Raw genomic sequence first — 20,726 nt, forward strand, 5'->3', positions numbered from 1 at the left:
GTCGAAAGTTCATCAATGTCGCAATTTATATGACAGCTTGCGATGCTACACTCCAGATCATTTGGAGGATGGCGGAACGCCACACCGAAGTGCAGAATGGTTTTCGAGGTCGATCTCCACTACCGGCAGGCGGCTGTCGACTGAGGCAAATTCAATATCGGCTTCCGGTAGGGCACAAAGCGAGCGCCCGCACCCTACCTGGAAATCGCAAGTCATGCAGCGCCGAATGCTCGCGTGTTGCGCTTCACCAACAGTGATTTCGTATCCACGCCGGCCAGCGTCCGTGCCGCGATCGTAGGCATGAAGTGGAAACGACCGGTGACGGCCTCTGGCGTGAGATCGAGCGACACGTAGCCGCGGCGACTGGTGTCGTTGAACACGAGTCCGGGATTCGTTGCGCGCAGCATCGCTGACAGATTGTCGGGAGCCACACCGCTCAGATACGTCTCGAAACCAGGCGAAGTTACCGAATGGCCGGCGAACTCCACCCCGACGGCGCGTCCGTCGATCGAGAGGTTCTGCCCCCAGGCATTGTGGCTGTCGCCCGAAAGCACGACGAGGTTCGCGTCCGCCTCACGCGCTGCCCGCAACAGGCGTTCGCGTGCCGCCGGGTAGCCATCCCAGGAATCGAGATTGTATGGCAGACCCGCCTGGGTGGCGGCAGCGATTACTGCCAGACGCTTGGCAATCATCGGATCGCCTGCCACCGCGCCGAGCTTCGCAAGTTCGGTGGGCGCCTTCACGCTTCCCATGACGACCTGCTGCGCAAGCACCTGCCAGCGCGTGCCGCGCTTCACCGAATCCACAAAGCCCTTGTAGAGCCAGTCCTCCTGCCTTGCGCCCATCAGCGTGCGCGCCGGGTCTGACCACGGACCGTCACGGAACTCCACCAACGCCTTGGCCAAATCGCCAGAAACGCCCCCGTGGTCCCGGATCACCTGCGCCAGGTCGAGTTGCTGCATGCGCGCCGTGATCCGCGTCTCCGGCCGGAAGATGGTGGCGAGTGAGCCGATCTGGAAGCTGTCGTAGACGGCGTCCGAAACCGGCATCCATTCCCGATAGGCGCGTTCGGCCGCGACCTTGCGCACGCTCCAGAGGCCTTCCGTTTCGCTCTGATGATTGGCCGCCCCACCCTGCCAGCTGTCGTTGGCGAATTCATGATCGTCCCACTGGGCGATCATCGGGAAGCGGGCGTGCAGCCTGCGAAGGTCCGGGTCGAGACGATAGCTGGCATAGCGAAGACGGTAATCGGCCAGAGTCACGGCTTCGTTCAGCGGCTCCGGAGAACGCTGGGCCAGCGGATGTTCGGGATACTCCCCAACCCGGTATTCGTAGAAGTAGTCGCCCACATGAACCATCAGATCGATGTCATCGCGCCCGGCGGCATGACCGTAGGCATTGAACCAGCCCCACGGCATGTTCGCGCAGGAAAACAGGCCGATACCAAAGCGTGATACGTCACCGGTCGGCAGGGTGCGCGTGCGGCCTACTTCGCTCCTGCTGCCGTCCGGCGCGACGAAGCGATAATAATACCAGGCATCGGGTGCGAGGCCGCCGACCATAACCTTGGCGCAGTTGTCATGCTGAGGCGAGGCAATGACAGCACCGCCGCCGACTACCCGGGTGAACGCCTCATCCCGCGCTACCTCGCAGTGCAATCGCGTCTCGCCTGAGCCGACATAGCGCGTCCACAGCAGGACCGACGATCCCGACGGTTCGCCGCTGGCAACGCCGTGGGTGAAACCGCTGGCGGTCATGGCCTGTGCAACACCGGGCAACGCCAGCGCGGCAAGGCCGAAGGTGCCGACCTGCAGCAGCAGGCGGCGGTCGAGAGCGATCGTCATCGTCGTGGATCCAGTCTTTTAAGGAAAATCAGTAACGTGCGGTGATTTCGAGGCCATAGGTGCGGGGCTCTGCCGGAACGTAAGTCGGATATCCGAACGAACTGCCGATATTGCCGGCATCCAGCACATAGCGCCTGTCGGTCAGGTTCTTGGCCCAACCGGCCAGCTCGAACCGGCCACCTGCGAGGCGAAGCCCGCCGCGCAGGTTCGCGAGTGTGACCGGGCTCTGGCTGAGCGCCTCGCTATTGGGCAAATTGAAGTAGACTTTGGAGCGGTAGGTCAGCGTCGGCGTGACGAAAAGACGGACCTCCCGGCTGAGCGGTGCGTCTATCAGCAAGCCGACTGCCGACTGCCACTTGGGCTGCAAGCGGAAGCGATTGCCAGCAAAGACGCCGTTGTCCGCCTTGTCGTCGATCCCACCGGAAATAAAGCCAAAGTTGCCGAAGGCCTTGAGCCAGGATGTGACTTGCGCTTCCAGTTCGCCTTCGACGCCCAGATTCCGAGCTGATCCCGCACTGTGCGTACGGCTCACCCCGCTCTCGGGATCGAACACGTTTACCTGAAAATTGCTGTAGTCATCGTAGTAGACGCCGAGCGACCCCGAAAGTACGCCTGCGCGCCCCTTGATCCCCACTTCGTAGTTCCAGACCTTCTCGGCATTGACGATCGAAAGATCGGGAACGGTCGACATACCGTTGGTTCCCGCGGCAAGTGCAACGACCGGAGAGCGCCGTCCTACAGAGACGGTCGCATAGAGATTCACGTTTTCATTGAGATGGTAGAGCGCGTTGAGGCGTGGCAACGCTGCCCAATACGCGCGTTGCGCCTGATAGGTCTCGCCATCGGTATCGTAGTAGCCGGGAATCAGTGGCTTCGCCGTTTTGTATAGCAGATAATAGAGCATCGAGTTGGGAATATCGGCGAGATATCCCGAGCGGCGTTTTTCATGGAGCACGCGCAGTCCGGCCGTCAGTTCCAGTTTGGGTGCGGCGCTCCAGGTTGCATCGCCGAAGATTGAGAAACTCTGGTTGCGTCCCTTGGTCTCATAAAAGCCGGGATATCGCAGTTCGCTATAGGCTCCCCGCGTCAGGGCCGAAGTATAGCTTGAGGCAAGCGGCGTGTTGTCGGTTGCAACGCAAGCCGAGGCACCCCGAACGCTGCAAGCATAGAATGCGCCCTCCTCAGTCGAGAACGATGCCTTTTCGCGCCCCTGGTCGATGAAGTAATTCCATCCGAACGAGGCGCGCAGGTCCCTGCCCTTGTAGGAAAAGCGTCCCTCGTGGCTGGCCTCGAAGCCCTTGGCATGCTCGGCAAACTCCAGATACCAGGCCGCCGACCCATCGGCGTCGAGAACTTCCAAGGCGTTGAAATGGCGGTAGCCGTTGACCGTGGTGAAGTTCCAATTGCTTCCCAGATCCCAGTTCAACGAGAAGTTGGCATCCCACACGTGGCGGTGCAGCCCCAGCTTGTCGAGACCGAGATCCTCTGCCGAATAGGGCGACCCGCCGACATACGCCGCACCGTAAATTCCATCGACCGAGGACGAGCCGAGAGACTTGCTCAGGAATGCCGTGCCGGTATTGCGCTGGCGGTCGTAAGTCAGCACAAAATCGGCGGTCAGATCGCTGCTGGGCGTATAGCGCAGCGAGCCGCGCAGGCCGAGCTGGTTCTGCCCATAGAGATCGTCCTGCCCCGGCGCGAGATTGGCGACATACCCGTCGCGCCTGATCCATTGCCCGGCGACGCGCGCAGCAATCACGTCGTTACCCGCATTGACATGACCCTGGACGTTCGAGGCGTCGTAATTGCCGTAGCCGGTGGTCAGTTCTGCTGAGTATCCCGGCTGCGGCCTGGCCGAGAGCAAGCTGATCGCACCAATGGTGGACGCGGTGCCGAACAAGGTCGCCTGCGGTCCCTTCACCACCTCGACATGGTCCATATCGTACAGGCCCTGATAAGCCCCGCGCGAACGCGATATGTCGACGCCGTTGTAGTACAGCGTCACGCGGGGTCCCTCCTGCGCCGAACCGCTGCTGGAAGTGATGCCACGGATTACGAAGCCCGGATTGTTGGCGCTCTGGATCTGTACGTTGAGCCCCGGCACATAGGCCGAAAGTTCACCCATGTCGGCAATGCCCAGCATCCGCATGCGTGCGCCACTGTTCACCGAAAGCGTCATCGGCACATCCACGGCGCGCTGTGCAATCTTCTGGGTGGTGACGAGGATCGTGCTGGTGTCGGAGGCAGGGGCCGCTGGCGTATCTGCTACCGACACCTGCTCGGCGACGAGCACGTATGTGCCCTCTCCGGTCGCGCGGGCAACGAGACCGCTACCCGTGAGCATCTCCTTCAGGGCCTGTTCCACCGGCATCGTGCCCGAGACGGCTCGTGTTCGCCGGCCTTCAGCGACGCGGCCGGTAACGACGATCTGGATTCTGGCCTGCCGCGCCAGCAAACGCACTGCGCTTGTGACATCCTGCGCCGGTACTTTGAAAGTGCTCGTTCGGGCAGCCGCCGGCATACTGAGCGCGACAACGGATGCCGCCGACACGACGGCCAGCCCGCGGAATATGGAATGCATGGAAACCCCCTGGATATCGAAATAACCGTTTCGCCTTCACGACGGGCGGTGAGGGGATTTCCGTATTTGCCGCCGATTATTTTTTCGCGGCACCTATGAGGATGCCATCGGGACCGTTCCGAACTTCGGTGCCAAGTCCGGCAGCGACGCTGCGGGCAAACCCCGATGCGTCGTCCATGCGGAATGAGCCATAGAGTTTCTCGCGCCCGATCGCGGGACTTGCGAGCTTGATCTGGACTTGGCTGTGCCGATTGACTTCCGCAACGGCGCTTTCGAGCGTCTCCCCATCGAGTTCCAGCTGGCCGTCCCGCCAGGCAAGCGTCCGGTCGATATCGGCCGGGGTGACATGGTCCAGTTCTGGACCGCGACCATCGCCCCCCATCCAGGAAAAGCGGCCTCGCTGACCGGCTGTCATATGAACCGTGCGTGTTGCTGAATCCACCCGGACAGCCCCCTCGGTAACGAGAACCTCGACGGTTTTTGCCTTGTCGTCCCGCGTCACCTGAAATGCGGTCCCGATATCGGTCACGACGACGCCATCGAGCAGCACCCGAAACGGCCGCTGCGCATTGTGTGTCGCACGGAACAGAACTTTCCCCGCCCGTAGATGAATATCGCGAGTGCTTGCATCGAAATCGACGTCAATTCGGCTGTTCGCATCGATAGCGACCGACGAACCGTCACGCAGCGCAATGGACCTGACTTCGCCTATTCCGGTTTCGTAAGTCTCGGTCGGCACCGACCGCAGGAAAATCATCGCGAGGGAGGCTACGCATGCAAGGCCAGTTCCGCCGACCGCCCATCGTTTCCAGGACGTATTCCTCAGACCGGCTTGGGGCTCCTCATCCTGAACAACAGGCAATTCGATTGCCGGACTAAAGGCAGCGAGGATCGCCTGCGCCCGAAGCAATGCTCCTGCAGCCCTCGGATCACCGGCCAACCAGTCATCCAATCCAGCCAGCCCCTCATCAGGCGCGGCATCGAGCCTTGCAGCCCAGGCCGCCGCCTCGGCTTCAAGCTCCTTAACCGATTTTCCGCTGCTGCTCGCCAATCTTCTGCTCTTCCTGGTCGTCTTCACCGCCGTCTCTCAGCGCACCCTGAAGCGCGCGAAGAGCCCTTTGGACATCATTTTCAACCACGTGTTCGGATACTCCGAGGCGGTTCGCAATTTCGCGCTGCGATATTCCCTCCATCCGCTTCAAGGTAAAGATGGTTCGGCACCGCTCAGGCAAAGTTGCCAGCAAGGTCTCGACCAGTTCGAGCTGGTTCCGGGCCATGACTGTCGCTTCGAGACCGATCGCTTCATCTTCGACGATCCGCTCGGCATTTTCCGTAAACGCCTCAAGACGGACCACCCGTGCACGCCGAAGGGAGTCGCGCCACGCGTTCTTCACGATCTGCATGAAGTAGGCGCCGGGCCGATCGATATGATCGACCGACTTCAACGTGGCGAGCCGGCAGTAAGCGTCCTGAATCAGATCGTCGATGTCGCTCTCGCTGACCCCATGTCGGCGCAGCGCGCCGCGCACTTTCTGTTCCTGTGGGACCACATGTAACGAGACCCATCGAACGATATGTGGGGGACAAACGGTCATGCAGCAGCCTTCTCCAGGCGGCGCATGTGATTTGAAAATGCGTAAACGCGATGACAGTTGGTCTTGAATCTACGTGCTTACCAGCCGCGAAGCGAAACACTTCCGTACAGTCCGTGTGTCCACTTGCATTCCGGTCAGGACAGCAAACGCTTCGATGCCTAAGCCGAGCTAGTACAGCCATACGCTCGCAGAAATGCATCCACAGCAGCTTCAACGGCATCCTCGATTGCATAGTCAGATGCGGCACCGAACAACCTAGGTTCGAAAATTCCCGCTTCCAACAATCCGCGAAGGTGGGCGGCGGCGATCTGCGGCGGGGCAGGCCGCAGCTTCCCTTGCGCCTGTAGTGGCGCGATAAACGCCGTAATCTCTTGCGTGCCGCGCTGCGGGCCCAGCTCATAGAGTTGGGCTCCGAGACGGGCATTGCTTCCTTCCGCAACCGCCGTGCGCACGATGGCAAGATTGTCGGCAGAGGTGATGAACGTAAGGTACTCAACTCCAAAGCGAAGCAACACGGTCCGGACATCGTCGACCGAGGCCTTGAGCCGCTCCATGATCTCCATGCCCTGCTCTTCCATCGCCCCGATCATGGCGGCGGCGAAGAGATCGTCCTTGTTCTTGAAGTAGTTGTAGAGCGTGCCCTTCGACCCGCCGACGCGCGCGGCGATGGCCGCCATGCTCGCCCGCTCGTAGCCCACCTCGCGAAACAGTTCGATCGCCGTATCGAGGATCGCCTGTCGGCGGCTGTCTGGCTTCACACGCATGGGTCGTCTTTCATTCCTGTACCGGACTGTACGCTTTTCGTTTGACGGAGCAAGCGCGAATCCATAAATGACCGAACTGTACGGTTATAAACCGATCCTCCGAATCGAAATGGAGTCGTTCGTGAACCCAGAGATTTCACGGCACTTGCGCAGTCTGCGGAGCGTCCCGGCGGCAGGGATTGCCCTGTTGCTCGGCGCCAATCTGCTGCTGGCAGGCTGCGCCGCCTTGCCCCCCAAAGCCGACCTCAAGCCGATCTCCGCACCCCAGACTTTCGCTGCCGACAAGAGCCTCGCCGCTCCGGCCGGCGATTGGCCCTCAGACAACTGGTGGAAGGGTTTCGGCGATCCCCAGCTCGACACGCTGATCGCCGAGGGTCTTGCCGGGGCGACCGACTTGCGCGTGGCCGAAGCCCGCTTCGCCAAGGCGCGGGCCATGGTCGGCACCAGTCGCGCCGCCACGCTGCCGTCGCTCGATGCCAGCGCGCAAGGCGGGCTCACCCAGCAGAGCGACAACTACCTGTTCCCCACCGGCTTCGCTCCGCGCGGCTGGCCGGACTACGGACAGGGCGGCCTGAACCTGAACTGGGATCTCGACTTCTTCGGCCGCAACCGCGCCGCGCTTGCCGCCGCGCGCGGCGATGCGGCGGCCGTAAGCGCCGAAGCGGCCTCGGCCCGCCTTGCCGTCTCGGCAGGCATTGCCGCTGCCTATGCCGACCTGGCCGACCATTATGCCCAGCGCGACGCAGCGCAAGGCGCGCTCAAGGTGCGCCGCCAGGCGCTCGAACTGATGGAAGGTCGCCGGACCGCCCAGCTTGAGAACGAAGGGGCCGTCGCCCGCGCCCGCTCCGCAACCGCGAGCGCCGAGGGCGAACTGGCGGCACTGGACGAGACCATCGCGCTCGACCGCAACCGCATCGCCGCGCTGCTCGGGCAAGGACCGGATCGAGGGCTCGATATCGCCCGCCCGGCGGATATGGCCAACGCCGCCTTCGGTCTGCCCGCCAATCTTCCCGCCAGCCTGATCGGCCGTCGCCCCGACGTGATCGCCGCAAGGCTGCGCACCGAAGCCGCCGCCGCCCGCATCAAGCAGGCCCGTGCCGCGTTCTATCCCGACGTCAATCTCTCCGCATCGATCGGCTTGCAGGCCATGGGCATCGGCAGTCTTTTCAAGATCGGCTCCGATTTCGGCAGTGTCGGCCCTGCGCTTACCCTGCCGATCTTCGAGGGCGACAAACTGCGCGGCCAGTTGCACGGCGCCGAGGCAGACTATGAAGAAGCTGTCGCCCAGTACGACGGCACGTTGACGCAGGCCCTGCGCGATGTCGCCGACGCCGCCGCCAGCCAGCGCGCGCTGGATACCCGCCTTGCCGCCGCGCAAGGGGCCGAACAGGCCGCCGAAGACGCCTGGATCGTTGCCAGAAACCGCTATCGCGGCGGTCTTGCCACGTATCTCGACGTGCTGACCGCCGAAGACTCGCTGATTTCGGCGCGCCGCACCGTCGCCTCCCTGCAAACCCGTGCCTTTGCCCTCGACGTCGCTCTCGTCCGCGCGCTCGGCGGCGGTTTCCGTTCCGAAGGATAAGACCGCAATGAACACTCACGCTCACCCCGAAGCCGCCGAAGCGCAGGCCGATGTCGATTTCGAAAGCCCCGCCGAAGAGGCCGCCCGCAAAGCCAAGCGCAAGCGCGCCTTCGCCACGATGGCGGCTGTGGTTGCCGTGCTCGGCGGCGGTGTCTGGGCCTACGAGACGTTCGTGGCCTCCCGCCATGTCGAAACCGACAATGCCTATGTCGGGGCCAATGTCGCGCAAGTGACGCCGCTGGTCGGCGGCCCGGTCGCCGAAGTGCTGGTGGACGATACCGTTCATGTGAAAAAGGGCGACGTGCTGGTCCGGCTCGACGATACCGACGCCCGCATCGCGCTTGCCAAGGCCGAAGCCGAGCTTGCCCGCACCGAGCGCAAGGTGCGCGGCACGATGGCCACCGTCACTGGCCTCGGCGCGCAGATCGCCTCGCGCGAGGCAGCGCAGCTTCAGGCCGAGGCGAATTATGCCTCTGCGAAAAGTTCGCTCGAAAAGGCACGGATCGACCTTCAGCGCCGTCAGGGCCTAGTCGCTTCGGGTTCGGTCTCCGGCGACGAAGTGACGACCGCGCGCAATGCCTTCGAGACCGCGCAGGCCAGCTTGCACGCCAGCGAAGCCGCCCGCGCCGCCGCCCGGGCAGACCGCGCCGCCATGGTCGGCGACCGCGACGCGACCGGCGCGCTGGTCGAGAATGCGACCGTGGAGACCAACCCCGAAGTCCTCGCCGCCCGCGCTGTGCGCGATCAGGCCCGCGTCGATCTGGCCCGCATGGTGATCCGCGCCCCGATCGACGGCGTCGTCTCAAAGCGGCAGGTTCAGACGGGCCAGCGCGTACAGGCAGGTCAGGCGCTGATGTCGGTGGTGCCGATCAAGGCCGCCTACGTCGATGCGAACTTCAAGGAAATCCAGCTCGCCAAGGTCCGCCCCGGCCAGAACGTGACGCTGGTGAGCGATCTCTACGGCGACGATGTCGCGTTTCACGGCAAGGTCGTCGGCTTCTCCGGCGGCACCGGCGCGGCTTTCGCGGTCGTGCCCGCGCAGAACGCCACCGGCAACTGGATCAAGGTGGTGCAGCGCCTGCCGGTGCGCATCGCGCTCGATCCGAAGGAACTTGAACAGCACCCCCTGCGCGTCGGCCTTTCGATGGACGCGGATATCGACGTTTCCAACTGACCTGAGCCTTCGGGAGGCCACGCATCATGAGCCAATCCGCAGTCGCCCCAAGGGGGGGCGGCGCCTTCTCCGCGTTCACCGCGCGCGAACCGGCAGGCCCGCTGACCGGCGGCAAGCTGTTCCTTGCAGCGCTTGCCATCGGGCTCGGCAATTTCCTCGTCGTGCTCGATACCAGCATCGCCAATGTCTCTATCTCGACGATATCCGGTGCGCTTGGCGTCTCCTCGACGCAGGGCACCTGGGTCATCACTTCCTATGCCGTGGCCGAGGCGATCACCGTGCCGCTGACCGGCTGGCTCGCCATGCGGTTCGGCGCGCAGCGGGTGTTCATCGCCTGCTACCTCGCTTTCGCAGTGCTTTCGGTATTCTGCGGCCTCTCCACCTCGCTGGGGATGCTCGTGGGCGGGCGCGTGATGCTGGGCCTTGTCGGCGGGCCGATCATGCCGCTTTCCCAGCTTCTGCTGCTGCGTGTGTTCCCGCCGGAAAAAGCCACGCAAGGCACCGTACTATGGGCCATGACCACGCTGGTCGGCCCGGTTGCGGGGCCGATCCTGGGCGGGGTGATCTGCGACAATCTGCGCTGGAACGACATCTTCCTGCTGCCCGCCGTGGTCGCTGCCGCGGGTGGCCTGCTGACGATCTTCCTGCTCAAGGGCCAGCCCGATCCGCGCCAGAAGGCCTCGATCGACAAGGTGGGATTCGCGCTGCTGATCGTCTGGGTCGGCGCATTCCAGATCATGCTCGACGAGGGCCGTAATCACGACTGGTTCGCCTCGCCCGAGATCTGCGCGCTGGCCGTGATCGCCGCGCTGGGCTTCGTTGCCTTCCTGATCTGGGAGATCACCGAGAAGAACCCGGTGGTAGACCTGAAGATCTTCCGCCACCGGGGCTTCACAGCCTCCGCCGTCACCTTCGCTGCGGGTTTCGGGGCCTTCTTTGCCAGTATCGTGATCCTGCCGCTCTGGCTCCAGCAGAACATGGGCTACACCTCGACATGGGCAGGTTATGCGACCGGAATCATGGGCCTGCTCGCCATCGCTTCGGCCCCGGCGGTGGGGGTGGCGGTCAACCGTTTCGACCCCCGGATGATCGTCTCGATCGGCCTCATCGGCCTCGGCGGGATGACCGCGTGGCGCATGGGCTTCAACCAGGACGTGACGTTCCTGCAAATGGCGATCCCGACGCTGCTGACCGGGCCCTTCATGGTTATGCTGTTCGTGCCTGTCACCGGCATCGCCATGGCCAGCGTGAATCCAGAGGAACAGGCTAGCGCAGCGGGCCTCTCCAACTTCATGCGCACGATGGGCGGCGCCATTGCGACGTCCCTGGTCCAGACCGGCTGGTCCGATTCCGCGCGCGAGAACCAGACCGAACTGGCCGGCGCGATGACCAGCGCCAATCAGACCATCGACGGCTTCGTGTCCGGGGGTATGAGCCATGAAGGGGCGACCGCCACGCTGACGAACATCGTCGAGGGACAAAGCGTGATGCTGGCGACGCTCGACATGTTTGCGATCATCACCGTCTGCTTCGCTTTTGCGGCCACACTGATCTGGCTCGCACCCAAGCCCAAGGGACCGATCGATACCAGCGGTGGGCATTGATAGGTGAAACGCCCAAGCGTGCTTTCCCGGCGGACAAAGTCTTGGATGCCTATGTCGAGCGATGCCGCAGCCGCCCGGCTGCCATTCGCGGCGTAGCGCTGGACGATAAGTCTGGCTCACAAGTTGCAGTCTGAGCATCTCGCGGGCGATCAGGCCATGGTTCCGATGACCTGATCCGCAAGCACGTCGACCGCAAGACCTGGAACTACTGGTTCTGGGAAAGCCTCTGGGGCAATTTCAAGGTCGAGAAGAACCCGGTCAGCACCGACAACATCATGCTATCGGGTTTTCTCGGCGTTTCGCTGGGGCTGTTCGAGACGGCCAGCGGCACGTCGCCTTTCGCGGGCAAGGACACGCTGACCTTCCGTTGGGACGACAGAACCGCGTTCGGCTACAGCCACGAGACTTTGCTGGACGAAGTGGTGAAGAACTTCCGCCGCTACGATCTCGGCTGGTTCCCCTGCGAGCGATCGCTGTAGGCAAGCATCAGGACAAGGCGCCATTGCAGCCTCATCGAAAGCCCATCGCTGGAGTTCCCGCAATCCCGCGGTGGACGTGGGATGACGGTCAACCTGCCTGACGACGGATTTTTCCGCGACCCGCTAACTCAACTTCGCCGGAACGCTCGCTTTCCACGACGGACCGGCCGACGTCAGAAGCCGTCCTCAGGCTAGCCGCCGATTGCGATAGCTGGAAGGTGTTTCTCCGGCAAATCTCAGGAAAGCGCGATTGAAGCTGCTCTGACTGCTAAATCCGAGCATTTCGGCAATTGCGTTCATTGGCGTGGCAGATTGCGAGAGAAGTTGCTCGGCTCGCTCGAGCCGCACCTTGAGAACGAATTGGTGCGGCGTCATGTTCGTCGCCTTACGAAACACCCGGCAAAAGTGAGAGGGGGTGATCCCGGCCTTCGCAGCCATGCTTTCCAGATTGTGCTCGGCTTCGGGTTTCTGCCTCACCGAATCCATGATGTGATGGATGCGATAGGAAGAGAAAGCCGAGGTCGGAAAGTCCGTGGCGAGCGTTTTTCGCGGACCGCGCATCATATGGTGCTTCAGCGCGTCGATCAGAGACGCCACGTAGATATCGCGCGCGCCCGATTCCGGCTCATAGAGCTCGGACAGGATCTGCCTGGACAGCGCCGAGCCGAGCGGATCGTTGAAAGCAAAGCGCATGTGGGAGAATTGGTCGAGCACCGCCGCAGAGCGCAGTTCGTCCGCATCTATGCTGAGCGTCACGACATCGAGTTCACCATCGACCAGCCAGCGCGTCGCCATCGTGGCAGGCACGATGGTCGCCGCGCCGGGATAGGACGCATCCTCGCTCCACCCGTCCCGGTCCCAGGTCCGCACGCTGGTCTTGCCCGCAAGCTGGACGACGAACAGCGGGTCCGGCAGCCCCGGCAGAGCGTAACTGCCGACGAACTGGCGCCAGCGGCTGAAACGCCAGCGGCCATCGGTCGATGCCAGGCTGACTTCCGGGCCGCGCTTCAAGGTGTCGGCGATAATGGCCTCGCCGTGCCAGACATGGGGCGTTTCCACGCCGGTTCGCGCCATCATCGCAGCCTCCACATGGGCCGCGAATACCCGTCAGGAACGCTCATGCGTATCCATTCCTCTTCCCGTCTCGGCAGTCAGGCTGCTCTTTCGATCCGAGATGGATACCTCAATTCACGCCGGGATGCCTTGTCAAAAATTTGCATCGATTTTTGCATTTCTTGATCTCATCGCGGCCAGTCCCGCTCGTCGAGCCCCATGCCGCGGGCGATGATCTCCAGCATGATCTCGTTCGATCCGGCAAAGATGCGACTGATCCGTGCATCGGTATACATCCGGCTGATCCGGAATTCGTCCATGTACCCGGCGCCGCCATGCAGTTGCACGCCAAGGTCGGCCATTTCGCCCTCCAGCTCGCTGGCGATTAGCTTGGCGGCAGCGGCGTCTTCTCCCGAAAGCTGCCCCGCGTTGGCCAGCAGCACAAGTCGATCCACGAAAACCTGCGCAGCGTCGATCCGGGCCTTCAGCGCCGCCAGACGAAAGCGGTTATGCTGGAACAGGCCGACCGGGCGACCGAACGCGAGCCGGGTCTTCACGAAGTCCATGGTCAACGCCAAGGCCGTCTGCGCCGCTGCCATGCTGGCGATGGCCGCGATCAGGCGCTCCGTCGCCAGAAATTCGATCAGCACGGCAAGGCCGAGCACGGGATCGCCGAGCAGGTTTTCAGCGGGAACCTGCACATCGCTCAGGAATATCTCGGCGGTGTCCTGCGCGGCGAGCCCCATCTTGCCGAGCCTGCGTCCACGCTCGAAACCCGCCATCCCGCGCTCGACCACGAAGAGGCCGATCTGCCCGCCACGCGCCTCCCCGGTTCGTGCCGCGACGACCACGGCATCTGCAAGAATGCCGTTGGAGATATAGGTCTTGGCGCCATTGAGCCGCCAGCCCTCCCCGTCGCGCGCCGCTTTAGTCTGGATTGCGCGCAGATCGCTTCCCCCGCCCGCTTCGGTCATGGCGATGGCAAGGATCGTCTGCCCTGCAACGATCTTCGGCATCAGCCGGTCGCGCAGAGCAGCCACGCCAAGCTTCGCGATGTATGGCGCCACGAGATTGCTGTGGAGATGGAGATAGAACCCTGTCTCCCCGCCCCTCACGTTCTCCTCGATAACGATCTGATCGAAACGCAGGTCCTCGATTCCCGCGCCGCCATGGGCGGTATCCGCCCAAAGGCAGAGCAGCCCCGCTGCCCCGGCTTTCAGATAGGCTTCCCGGTCGACGATCCCCTCGTTCCTCCAGCATGCGGCATGCGGGGCGATTTCGGCGGCCATGAAGCGGGCGACTGAGGCGCGGAACATGTCGTGCTCGGCTTCGAAGATGAGACGTTCCATGCGTCAGCCCTGCATTCCGCGGCTCATGCAGCGCGGAATTCGTCGATGAGCCTGCGCTTCATGAGCTTGCCGGTCGGCTCGCGCGGCAGTTCGTCCCGGAATTCGAATGCCTTGGGCGTCTTGACCCCGCCAAGCGCGCAGCGGGTGAAGCGCGCCAGTTCGTCCGCCAGCTCAGGCCCCGCGACCGCGTCCGGCGCGAGTTGCACGACCGCCATGACCACTTCGCCCATATCCTCGTCCGGCACGCCGATCACCGCGACATCGGCAACCTTGGGGTGGGTGACGAGGCAGTTCTCGATCTCCTGCGGGTAGATGTTCACCCCGCCCGAGATGATCATGAAACTGCGACGGTCGGTCAGATAGAGATAGCCGTCCCGATCGACATGCCCAACGTCGCCAAGCGTCGCCCAGCCCCGTGCATTGATGGCCGCAGCGGTCTTTTCCGGATCGTTGTGGTAGACGAAAGCGGGACCGTCGGCGAAATAGACATCGCCGGTCTCGCCGGTGGGCAGTTCCTCGCCGTCCGGGCCGAGAATCCGGACATTGCCCAGCACGGCCTTGCCGACCGAGCCCGGTCTTTTCAGCCACTCGTCCGAGGCCAGCGCGGTGATGCCGCAGCATTCAGTGCCCGAATAATACTCGTGAACGATCGGTCCCCACCAGTCGATCATCGCCTGCTTGACCGCGACCGGACAGGGCGCGGCGGCGTGGATCACCGCGCGCAGCGAGGAATGGTCGTGGCGGGTGCGGACTTCGGGCGGCAGTTTGAGCAGTCTCACGAAGTGCGTCGGCACCCAGGTGGCATGGGTGATCTTGTGCGCTTCGATCATGGCCAGAGCCGCCTCCGCATCGAAGTACGACATGACGACCACCGTGCCGCCAAGCCGGTTGATGGTCATCGCCCAGCGCAGCGGCGCGGCATGATAGAGCGGCGAGGTCGACAGATAGATCGTGTCCTCGCTCATGTCGTACAGACGGGTCCCCATCGTCTCCAGCGCAGTCGTTTCATCCAGCGCTCCTTGCGGAAGCCGCGGTTTTACGCCCTTTGGGCGCCCGGTCGTGCCGGAGGAGTAGAGCATGTCCGTGCCCGCGCTTTCATCCGGCACCGGCGTTTCGGAGCAATGCGACGCTTCATCCCGCCAGCTGGCCAGCCCCTCGGCGGGACCATTCACGGCATAACCCGCGACACCCGGAACCTCGCGCAGAGCTTCCGCCGCAAGGGGAGCCAGCCGGTCCGAGGTGACCAACACACGCGCATTGGCGTCCTTCAGAATATACACGATATCGACCGTGCTTAGCTTCGTGGAAATGCTGGTCAGGTAGAGGCCGATGCGCTGCGCCGCCCAGCTGACTTCAAAGATCGCGCTTTCATTGTCCATGAGCACCGCGATGACGTCGCCCCGCTTGCACCCGATACAGCGCAGGAGATGGGCGCCGCGGTTGGCGGCCGATTCCAGCTCGCCATAGGTCACGGTCTCACCCGTCTCGGGAATGACGAGCGCCGGGCGACTGGCATGGCTGATAGCGAAATGCCTGGGATGCATGGTTGAAATCTCTCCGCGGTCGATACCGGCGGGCCTCTTTTGCAGGGCCGTCCCGGACTGGCTGCGGGCTCTGCGGCCCGGCTCGATCGCGACACTGAGACCCTGAGCCGCTCCAGCTCAAGACAAGCGCAAGAAATGCCAAAATCGGCATCAAGCGCGGGTAAAGCCAATCGGGCGAGCGTTCGTTACCAATGAGCCAACCCGACAAGCCCCCTCGAAGAAAAACGGGGCACGGGAGGAGAGGTACACATGAAAATCACCGCCGGGAGAATTGCATCCGCCGTCCTGTGCTGCGGCGTTTCCAACATCGCAGTCGCACAGGAAGCCGCTCCGGCACCGCAAGAGACGGCACAAATGCCGCAGCAGACGGGTGCAGGCGATATCATCGTGACGGCGCAGCGCCGTTCGCAATCGCTGCTCGATGTCCCTCTCGCCATTTCCGCGCTGGGCGGAGACACCCTTGAAACCAAGGGGATTTCCAATTCCGCCTCGCTGGCCACGGCAGTGCCAAACCTGCAGGTCAGCAGCTCCTTCGGTCGCACCCAACCCAACTTCTCGCTGCGCGGCATCAGCGTAGCCAACGAGTTCAATGCCAACCAGGCCTCTCCCGTCGGCGTCTATATCGACGACGTCTATATCGCCGCGCGCACCAGCCACGGGATGGGCCTGTTCGACCTGGACCGCGTGGAAGTGCTGCGCGGCCCGCAGGGCACCCTGTTCGGCCGCAATACCACCGGCGGCGCGATCAACTTCATCACCCGCCAGCCCAAGCTGAAAGGCACCGAGGGCTACGTCGAGGCCGGCTACGGCAACTTCAACACGTTCAAGGCCCAGGGCGCGATCGAGACCACCATGGTCGAGGACCAGCTCGGCGTGCGCGCGGCGGTCAATTACGAGAAGGGCGACGGCCAGATCAGGAACGTCTATCCCGGCGGTCCCGATGCCAACAGCGTGAACACGCTGCAGGGCCGCGTGGCCCTGCGCGCAAAGCCCGGCGACGGCGCGCTCGACATCAAGATCCGCGCCTATGCCGGACGCGACCGCGGCACGCAGGCAACGCCGCTCGGCATCCCCAGCGAGCGCGCCGCCTCGGGACTGGGCTTCTTCGAAGTGAACGAGAACCGCGTCGGCCTCAGCCGCACCAATGCCTGGGGCGCGGCGGCCAACGTCTCGCTCGAACTGAGCCCTACGGTCACGCTGACCTCGATCACGTCCTACGACGGCGGCAAGCTCGACCTCGCCCAGGCCGCCGACGGATCGCCGCAGGACGTGCTGGACATCCACTGGAAGTCAAAGTTCCGTCAGTTCAGCGAGGAAACCCGGATCAACTACGAAGGCGACTCGCTTAAGCTGGTCGGCGGCCTGTTCTATGGCTGGGACCGCACCGTCACCGACAACCGCTTCAACATCGGCAGCGCACTTGGCGCGGGCGTCGACGGCGGGTTCTTCCAGCACTACCGCCAAGACCGTCGATCCTATGCGGTATTCCTTCAGGGCGACTACGACCTGACCGACAAGCTCGTGCTGACCCTTGGCGCGCGCTATACCTGGGATCGCGCCAAGTACCGCGACGGTTACGCCTTCCTGTTCGCGGGCGGCGTGGACGATGCGATGACGCCGATCGCCACCACTGTGCCATGCGATACCGCGCCCGGCACTTGCGCCTACGATCCCAATGCCCGCTTCAACCTCGACGGCAAGAACAACGCCCTGACCGGCCGCGCCGCGCTCAGCTATACGTTCGACAACGGCATGCTGGTCTATGCCAGCTACAGCCGGGGCTATCGTTCGGGCGCGTTCAACGGCGGCAGCTACACTTCGTCGGCGGGCGTCAACTACGTCGAGCCGGAGCGCGTCAATGCCTACGAGGCGGGCGTGAAGGGGCGCCTGCTGGGCAATGCCCTGACGCTTTCCGCCGCCGGGTTCTACTACGACTACACCAACCAGCAGGTGCAGGACTTGCGCGCCGGCCCGGTCAACATCCTCGTCAATGCCCCCAAGGCGCAAGTCTACGGCGGCGAAGTGGAAGCGACGCTGCGCGCGGCACCGGGCTTCGTCATCAATGCCTCGGCGGGCTATCTCCATGCGACCTACAAGGACCTGACCCTGCAGGGCGTCGACCTTTCCGGCAATGCCCTGCCGTTCGCACCCCGGTGGACCGCGCAGTTCGGCTTCGACTGGAAGGTGATCGATGCCGGTTCGGATACCGTCACGTTCTCGCCCTCGGTCAATTACTTCAGCCGCCAGTACTTCTCGCCGTTCAACACGACGGACGTGGCGGGGACCGGCCAGGTCAATTCCGAATTGCAGCAGGGCGGTTATGCAAAGGTCGATGCCGCGCTCGTCTGGAACCACGACAACGTTCAGATCCGTACCTGGATCAACAACGCCTTCAACCGCAAGGTCCTCGCCTACGGTCTCGATCTGCGCGGTGCAGGCTTCAACTACAACCTGCTCGTCCCCGCTGCGCCGCGCACGTACGGCGTGACCGCGCGCCTCAGCTTCTGAGGGAACCTCCGGCCATGAATGCAGCCCCCGCTCCGTCGCTTTCCGCTCCCGACCTCAAGAATCCCGATCTCTATCTGGACCGTGCGCCGCACGACGTGTTCGAGCACTTGCGCCGCGAACAGCCGGTCTACTGGAACCCGGAAAACGACGGCGCGGGCTTCTGGTCACTTACCCGCTACGCCGATATCGTCGAGGTCTCGCGCAACCCCGCGCTGTTCTCCTCGGCCCATGAGAACGGCGGGCACCGCATCTTCAACGAGAACGACGTGGGCCTGACCGGGGCCGGGGAATCCGCCATCGGCATTCCCTTCATCTCGATCGATCCACCCACGCATACCCAGTATCGCAAGTTCATCATGCCTGCCGTAGCCCCGGGTCGCCTTGCCGGGATCGAGGAACGTATCCGCGAGCGCTGCCTGGCGCTGGTGGCGAAGATTCCGCTGGGGGAGACCGTCAATCTGGTACCCCTGCTCTCGGCGCCGTTGCCGCTGCTGACCCTGTGCGAGCTGTTCGATCTCCCCGCCGACATGTGGGTCAAGCTCTACGACTGGACCAATGCCTTCGTCGGCGAGGACGATCCGGACTTCCGCCAGTCACCCGAAGCGATGGCGGGGATTCTCGGCGAATTCATGGCCTTCTGCGGGCAATTGTTCGAGGAGCGCCGGGCCAGGCCGGGGCAGGACCTCGCCACCCTGCTGGCGACGATGGAAGTGAACGGGGCCCCGGTCACGCTGCGCGAGTTCATCGGCAACATGATCCTCGCGCTGGTCGGCGCCAACGAGACGACGCGCAATTCGCTCAGCCACAGCGTGGTCGCCTTCGCTGAAAATCCCGACCAGTGGGACCGCATCCGGGCCGAGCCGGACCTGCTCAAGAACGCCGTGCGCGAGATGGTGCGCCATGCCAGCCCGGTCATGCACATGCGCCGCACCGCCATGGCGGACACCGTGATCGGCGGTCAGGCCATCGCGAAGGGCGACAAGGTGGTCATGTGGTACATTGCCGCCAACCGCGACGAGAGCGTGTTTCCCGATCCCCACCGCTTCGACATCGGGCGCGGCAATATCCAGCACCTGGGCTTCGGCACCGGCCAGCATGTCTGCGTCGGCTCGCGCCTTGCGGAAATGCAGCTGCGGGTGGCCTTCGGCATCCTTGCCGAGCGGGTCGCCGCCTTCGCGGTGCAATCGCCGCCGCGCCGGTTCCGGTCCAACTTCATCAACGGACTGAAGAACCTGGACGTCGTCCTGACCCCCGCCTGAGGAGATCACCGTGACATTCTTTCAAGATTCCGGGGGGCTTCACGGATTCGAAGGCCTTGTGCTCCCGGACCTTTCTTTGCGGGCCGGGGGAGAGCCGCTGTTTGCCGCGGCGACGCTTCCGGATATCGATCCCTGCCGGGGCGAGACATTCGCGGCGATCCCGCTCGCGTCTCCCGCTGATGTCGATCAGGTCGTCGAAGCCGCGTGTCGGGCATTTCGCGCGCCAGGTTGGCGCGGGCTGGCCCCGCTGGCGCGCGAACGCCTGCTGCACAGACTGGCCGATGCGATGGAGGCCGACCTGCCGCGTCTGGCCGCGCTGGAGGCGCTCGACACCGGCAAGCCCGTCGCCATCGTCGAGACGGTCGATATTCCGGCGGCGATCGCCTGGCTGCGCGTCTATGCGGGCTGGCCGTCCAAGCTGGCGGGCCGGGCCGGGACGCTTTCGGCGACGCCGGGCGAATACCACGTCTATTCCCGCCGCGAGCCGGTCGGCGTGGTGGCGGCGATCACGCCGTGGAACTTCCCGCTGGTGCTGGCCATGTGGAAGATCGCCCCGGCTCTCGCGGCAGGCTGCACGGTCGTTCTCAAGCCCGCGCCCGAGACGCCGCTGAGCGCGCTGCGGCTGGTGGAACTGGCCCGGCAGGCGGGCTTGCCGGAGGGCGTGCTCGGCGTCGTCACCGGCGACGGCGCGACCGGCGCGGCGCTTGCCGCGCACCCCCGCGTGGCCAAAGTGGCCTTCACCGGCTCGACCGCGACCGGACAGGCGATCCTGGCCGCCTCGGTCCCGGACCTGAAGCGCGTGACGCTGGAACTGGGCGGCAAGTCCCCCTCGGTCATCTGCGCCGATGCCGACCTTGCCGCCGCGATCCCGCAAGCGGCGATGGGCTGCTTCTTCAACTCGGGACAGGTCTGCTACGCGGGCACGCGGCTCTATGTGCACCGTTCGGTCTACGACGAAGTTCTGGAAGGTATCGCCGCTGTTGGCAGCGCCCAGAAACTGGGACCGAGCGCCGACCGCACCAGCCAGTTGGGACCGCTCATCAGCGCTCGCCAGCATGCCCGCGTCTCGGGCTTCGTTGAACGGGCCAAGGCGGCGGGGATCGAGGCCATGCCCTCCTCCGCCGCACTGCCCCGGCAGGGCTATTACCACGCGCCCACCGTGCTGCGGGATGTTCCCGCCGATGCCGAAGTGATGCGCGAGGAAGTCTTCGGTCCGGTGCTCGCCACCGCGCCTTTCGACGATATCGAGGAGGCAATTGCAGCGGCCAACGACAGCACTTTCGGGCTCGCCGCCCATGTCTTCACCCGCGACCTCAGCCTCGCCCACAAGGCCGCCGCCGCGATCGAGGCCGGGACGGTCTTCGTCAACTGCGTGATGCTGGCCGACCCC

14 protein-coding genes and 1 pseudogene are annotated in these 20,726 nt (G+C 64.0%); 7 read left to right on the forward strand and 8 right to left on the reverse strand.

The window, feature by feature from the left end; translation table 11 throughout:
- Positions 1 to 212 precede the first annotated feature (212 nt).
- The 5 genes from V7066_RS19710 to V7066_RS19730 form a co-directional block, all read right to left on the reverse strand.
- Complete coding sequence (locus V7066_RS19710; RefSeq protein ID WP_334184681.1) at positions 213 to 1,844, reverse strand: alkaline phosphatase D family protein; 1,632 nt, start codon at positions 1,842 to 1,844, stop codon at positions 213 to 215.
- 28 nt (positions 1,845 to 1,872) lie between these two features.
- Complete coding sequence (locus V7066_RS19715; RefSeq protein ID WP_334184682.1) at positions 1,873 to 4,425, reverse strand: TonB-dependent receptor; 2,553 nt, start codon at positions 4,423 to 4,425, stop codon at positions 1,873 to 1,875.
- Between the two features lie 76 nt (positions 4,426 to 4,501).
- Positions 4,502 to 5,476: a FecR family protein gene (locus V7066_RS19720; protein WP_334184683.1), complete on the reverse strand. Its 975-nt coding sequence runs from the start codon at positions 5,474 to 5,476 to the stop codon at positions 4,502 to 4,504.
- On the reverse strand, positions 5,448 to 5,954 hold the full coding sequence (locus V7066_RS19725) for an RNA polymerase sigma factor (RefSeq protein ID WP_334184684.1): 507 nt from the start codon (positions 5,952 to 5,954) through the stop codon (positions 5,448 to 5,450). The genes V7066_RS19720 and V7066_RS19725 overlap by 29 nt, the downstream gene beginning before the upstream one ends.
- Positions 5,955 to 6,178: 224 nt before the next feature.
- On the reverse strand, positions 6,179 to 6,778 hold the full coding sequence (locus tag V7066_RS19730) for a TetR/AcrR family transcriptional regulator (protein WP_334184685.1): 600 nt from the start codon (positions 6,776 to 6,778) through the stop codon (positions 6,179 to 6,181).
- Between the two features lie 127 nt (positions 6,779 to 6,905).
- On the opposite strand from V7066_RS19730, the gene V7066_RS19735 reads away from it, so the two are divergent.
- The 4 genes and pseudogenes from V7066_RS19735 to V7066_RS19750 all read left to right on the forward strand — a co-directional run.
- Positions 6,906 to 8,366 (forward strand): efflux transporter outer membrane subunit, encoded by a 1,461-nt coding sequence (locus V7066_RS19735; RefSeq protein ID WP_334184686.1) that lies wholly within the window; start codon positions 6,906 to 6,908, stop codon positions 8,364 to 8,366.
- Between the two features lie 7 nt (positions 8,367 to 8,373).
- The gene (locus V7066_RS19740) at positions 8,374 to 9,540 is read left to right on the forward strand and encodes an HlyD family secretion protein (protein WP_334184687.1); all 1,167 of its coding nucleotides are present in this window, start codon (positions 8,374 to 8,376) and stop codon (positions 9,538 to 9,540) included.
- Between the two features lie 26 nt (positions 9,541 to 9,566).
- Positions 9,567 to 11,144 (forward strand): DHA2 family efflux MFS transporter permease subunit, encoded by a 1,578-nt coding sequence (locus tag V7066_RS19745; RefSeq protein ID WP_334184688.1) that lies wholly within the window; start codon positions 9,567 to 9,569, stop codon positions 11,142 to 11,144.
- 164 nt (positions 11,145 to 11,308) lie between these two features.
- A pseudogene (locus V7066_RS19750) lies at positions 11,309 to 11,623 on the forward strand (linalool dehydratase/isomerase domain-containing protein); the annotation flags it as partial.
- Positions 11,624 to 11,809: 186 nt separating this feature from the next.
- Here V7066_RS19750 and V7066_RS19755 read toward each other — a convergent pair.
- From V7066_RS19755 to V7066_RS19765, 3 genes are all read right to left on the reverse strand, one after another.
- Positions 11,810 to 12,697 carry a helix-turn-helix transcriptional regulator gene (locus V7066_RS19755; protein ID WP_334184689.1) on the reverse strand — a complete coding sequence of 296 codons (888 nt, stop codon included), beginning with the start codon at positions 12,695 to 12,697 and terminating at the stop codon, positions 11,810 to 11,812.
- A gap of 167 nt (positions 12,698 to 12,864) precedes the next feature.
- Positions 12,865 to 14,025: an acyl-CoA dehydrogenase family protein gene (locus V7066_RS19760; protein ID WP_334184690.1), complete on the reverse strand. Its 1,161-nt coding sequence runs from the start codon at positions 14,023 to 14,025 to the stop codon at positions 12,865 to 12,867.
- A 23-nt stretch (positions 14,026 to 14,048) separates the two neighbouring features.
- Complete coding sequence (locus V7066_RS19765) at positions 14,049 to 15,569, reverse strand: acyl-CoA synthetase (protein WP_334184691.1); 1,521 nt, start codon at positions 15,567 to 15,569, stop codon at positions 14,049 to 14,051.
- Between the two features lie 249 nt (positions 15,570 to 15,818).
- On the opposite strand from V7066_RS19765, the gene V7066_RS19770 reads away from it, so the two are divergent.
- From V7066_RS19770 to V7066_RS19780, 3 genes are all read left to right on the forward strand, one after another.
- On the forward strand, positions 15,819 to 18,077 hold the full coding sequence (locus tag V7066_RS19770) for a TonB-dependent receptor (RefSeq protein ID WP_334184692.1): 2,259 nt from the start codon (positions 15,819 to 15,821) through the stop codon (positions 18,075 to 18,077).
- 14 nt (positions 18,078 to 18,091) lie between these two features.
- A complete protein-coding gene (locus tag V7066_RS19775) occupies positions 18,092 to 19,336 on the forward strand; it encodes a cytochrome P450 (protein ID WP_334184693.1) in 1,245 nt (414 codons plus the stop codon).
- A 10-nt stretch (positions 19,337 to 19,346) separates the two neighbouring features.
- Positions 19,347 to 20,726, forward strand: a 1,380-nt coding sequence (locus V7066_RS19780) for an aldehyde dehydrogenase family protein (protein ID WP_334184694.1), incomplete at its 3' end; no start/stop codon positions are given.

This window comes from Novosphingobium sp., assembly GCF_036820275.1.
GTDB lineage: Bacteria > Pseudomonadota > Alphaproteobacteria > Sphingomonadales > Sphingomonadaceae > Novosphingobium.

Coding starts and splice junctions, on each gene's coding strand:
- V7066_RS19710 (WP_334184681.1), bottom strand. CDS start 1,844: ATGACGATCGCTCTCGACCGCCGCCTGCTGCTGCAGGTCGGCACCTTC.
- V7066_RS19715 (WP_334184682.1), bottom strand. CDS start 4,425: ATGCATTCCATATTCCGCGGGCTGGCCGTCGTGTCGGCGGCATCCGTT.
- V7066_RS19760 (WP_334184690.1), bottom strand. CDS start 14,025: ATGGAACGTCTCATCTTCGAAGCCGAGCACGACATGTTCCGCGCCTCA.
- V7066_RS19775 (WP_334184693.1), top strand. CDS start 18,092: ATGAATGCAGCCCCCGCTCCGTCGCTTTCCGCTCCCGACCTCAAGAAT.
- V7066_RS19770 (WP_334184692.1), top strand. CDS start 15,819: ATGAAAATCACCGCCGGGAGAATTGCATCCGCCGTCCTGTGCTGCGGC.
- V7066_RS19755 (WP_334184689.1), bottom strand. CDS start 12,697: ATGGCGCGAACCGGCGTGGAAACGCCCCATGTCTGGCACGGCGAGGCC.
- V7066_RS19765 (WP_334184691.1), bottom strand. CDS start 15,569: ATGCATCCCAGGCATTTCGCTATCAGCCATGCCAGTCGCCCGGCGCTC.
- V7066_RS19740 (WP_334184687.1), top strand. CDS start 8,374: ATGAACACTCACGCTCACCCCGAAGCCGCCGAAGCGCAGGCCGATGTC.
- V7066_RS19745 (WP_334184688.1), top strand. CDS start 9,567: ATGAGCCAATCCGCAGTCGCCCCAAGGGGGGGCGGCGCCTTCTCCGCG.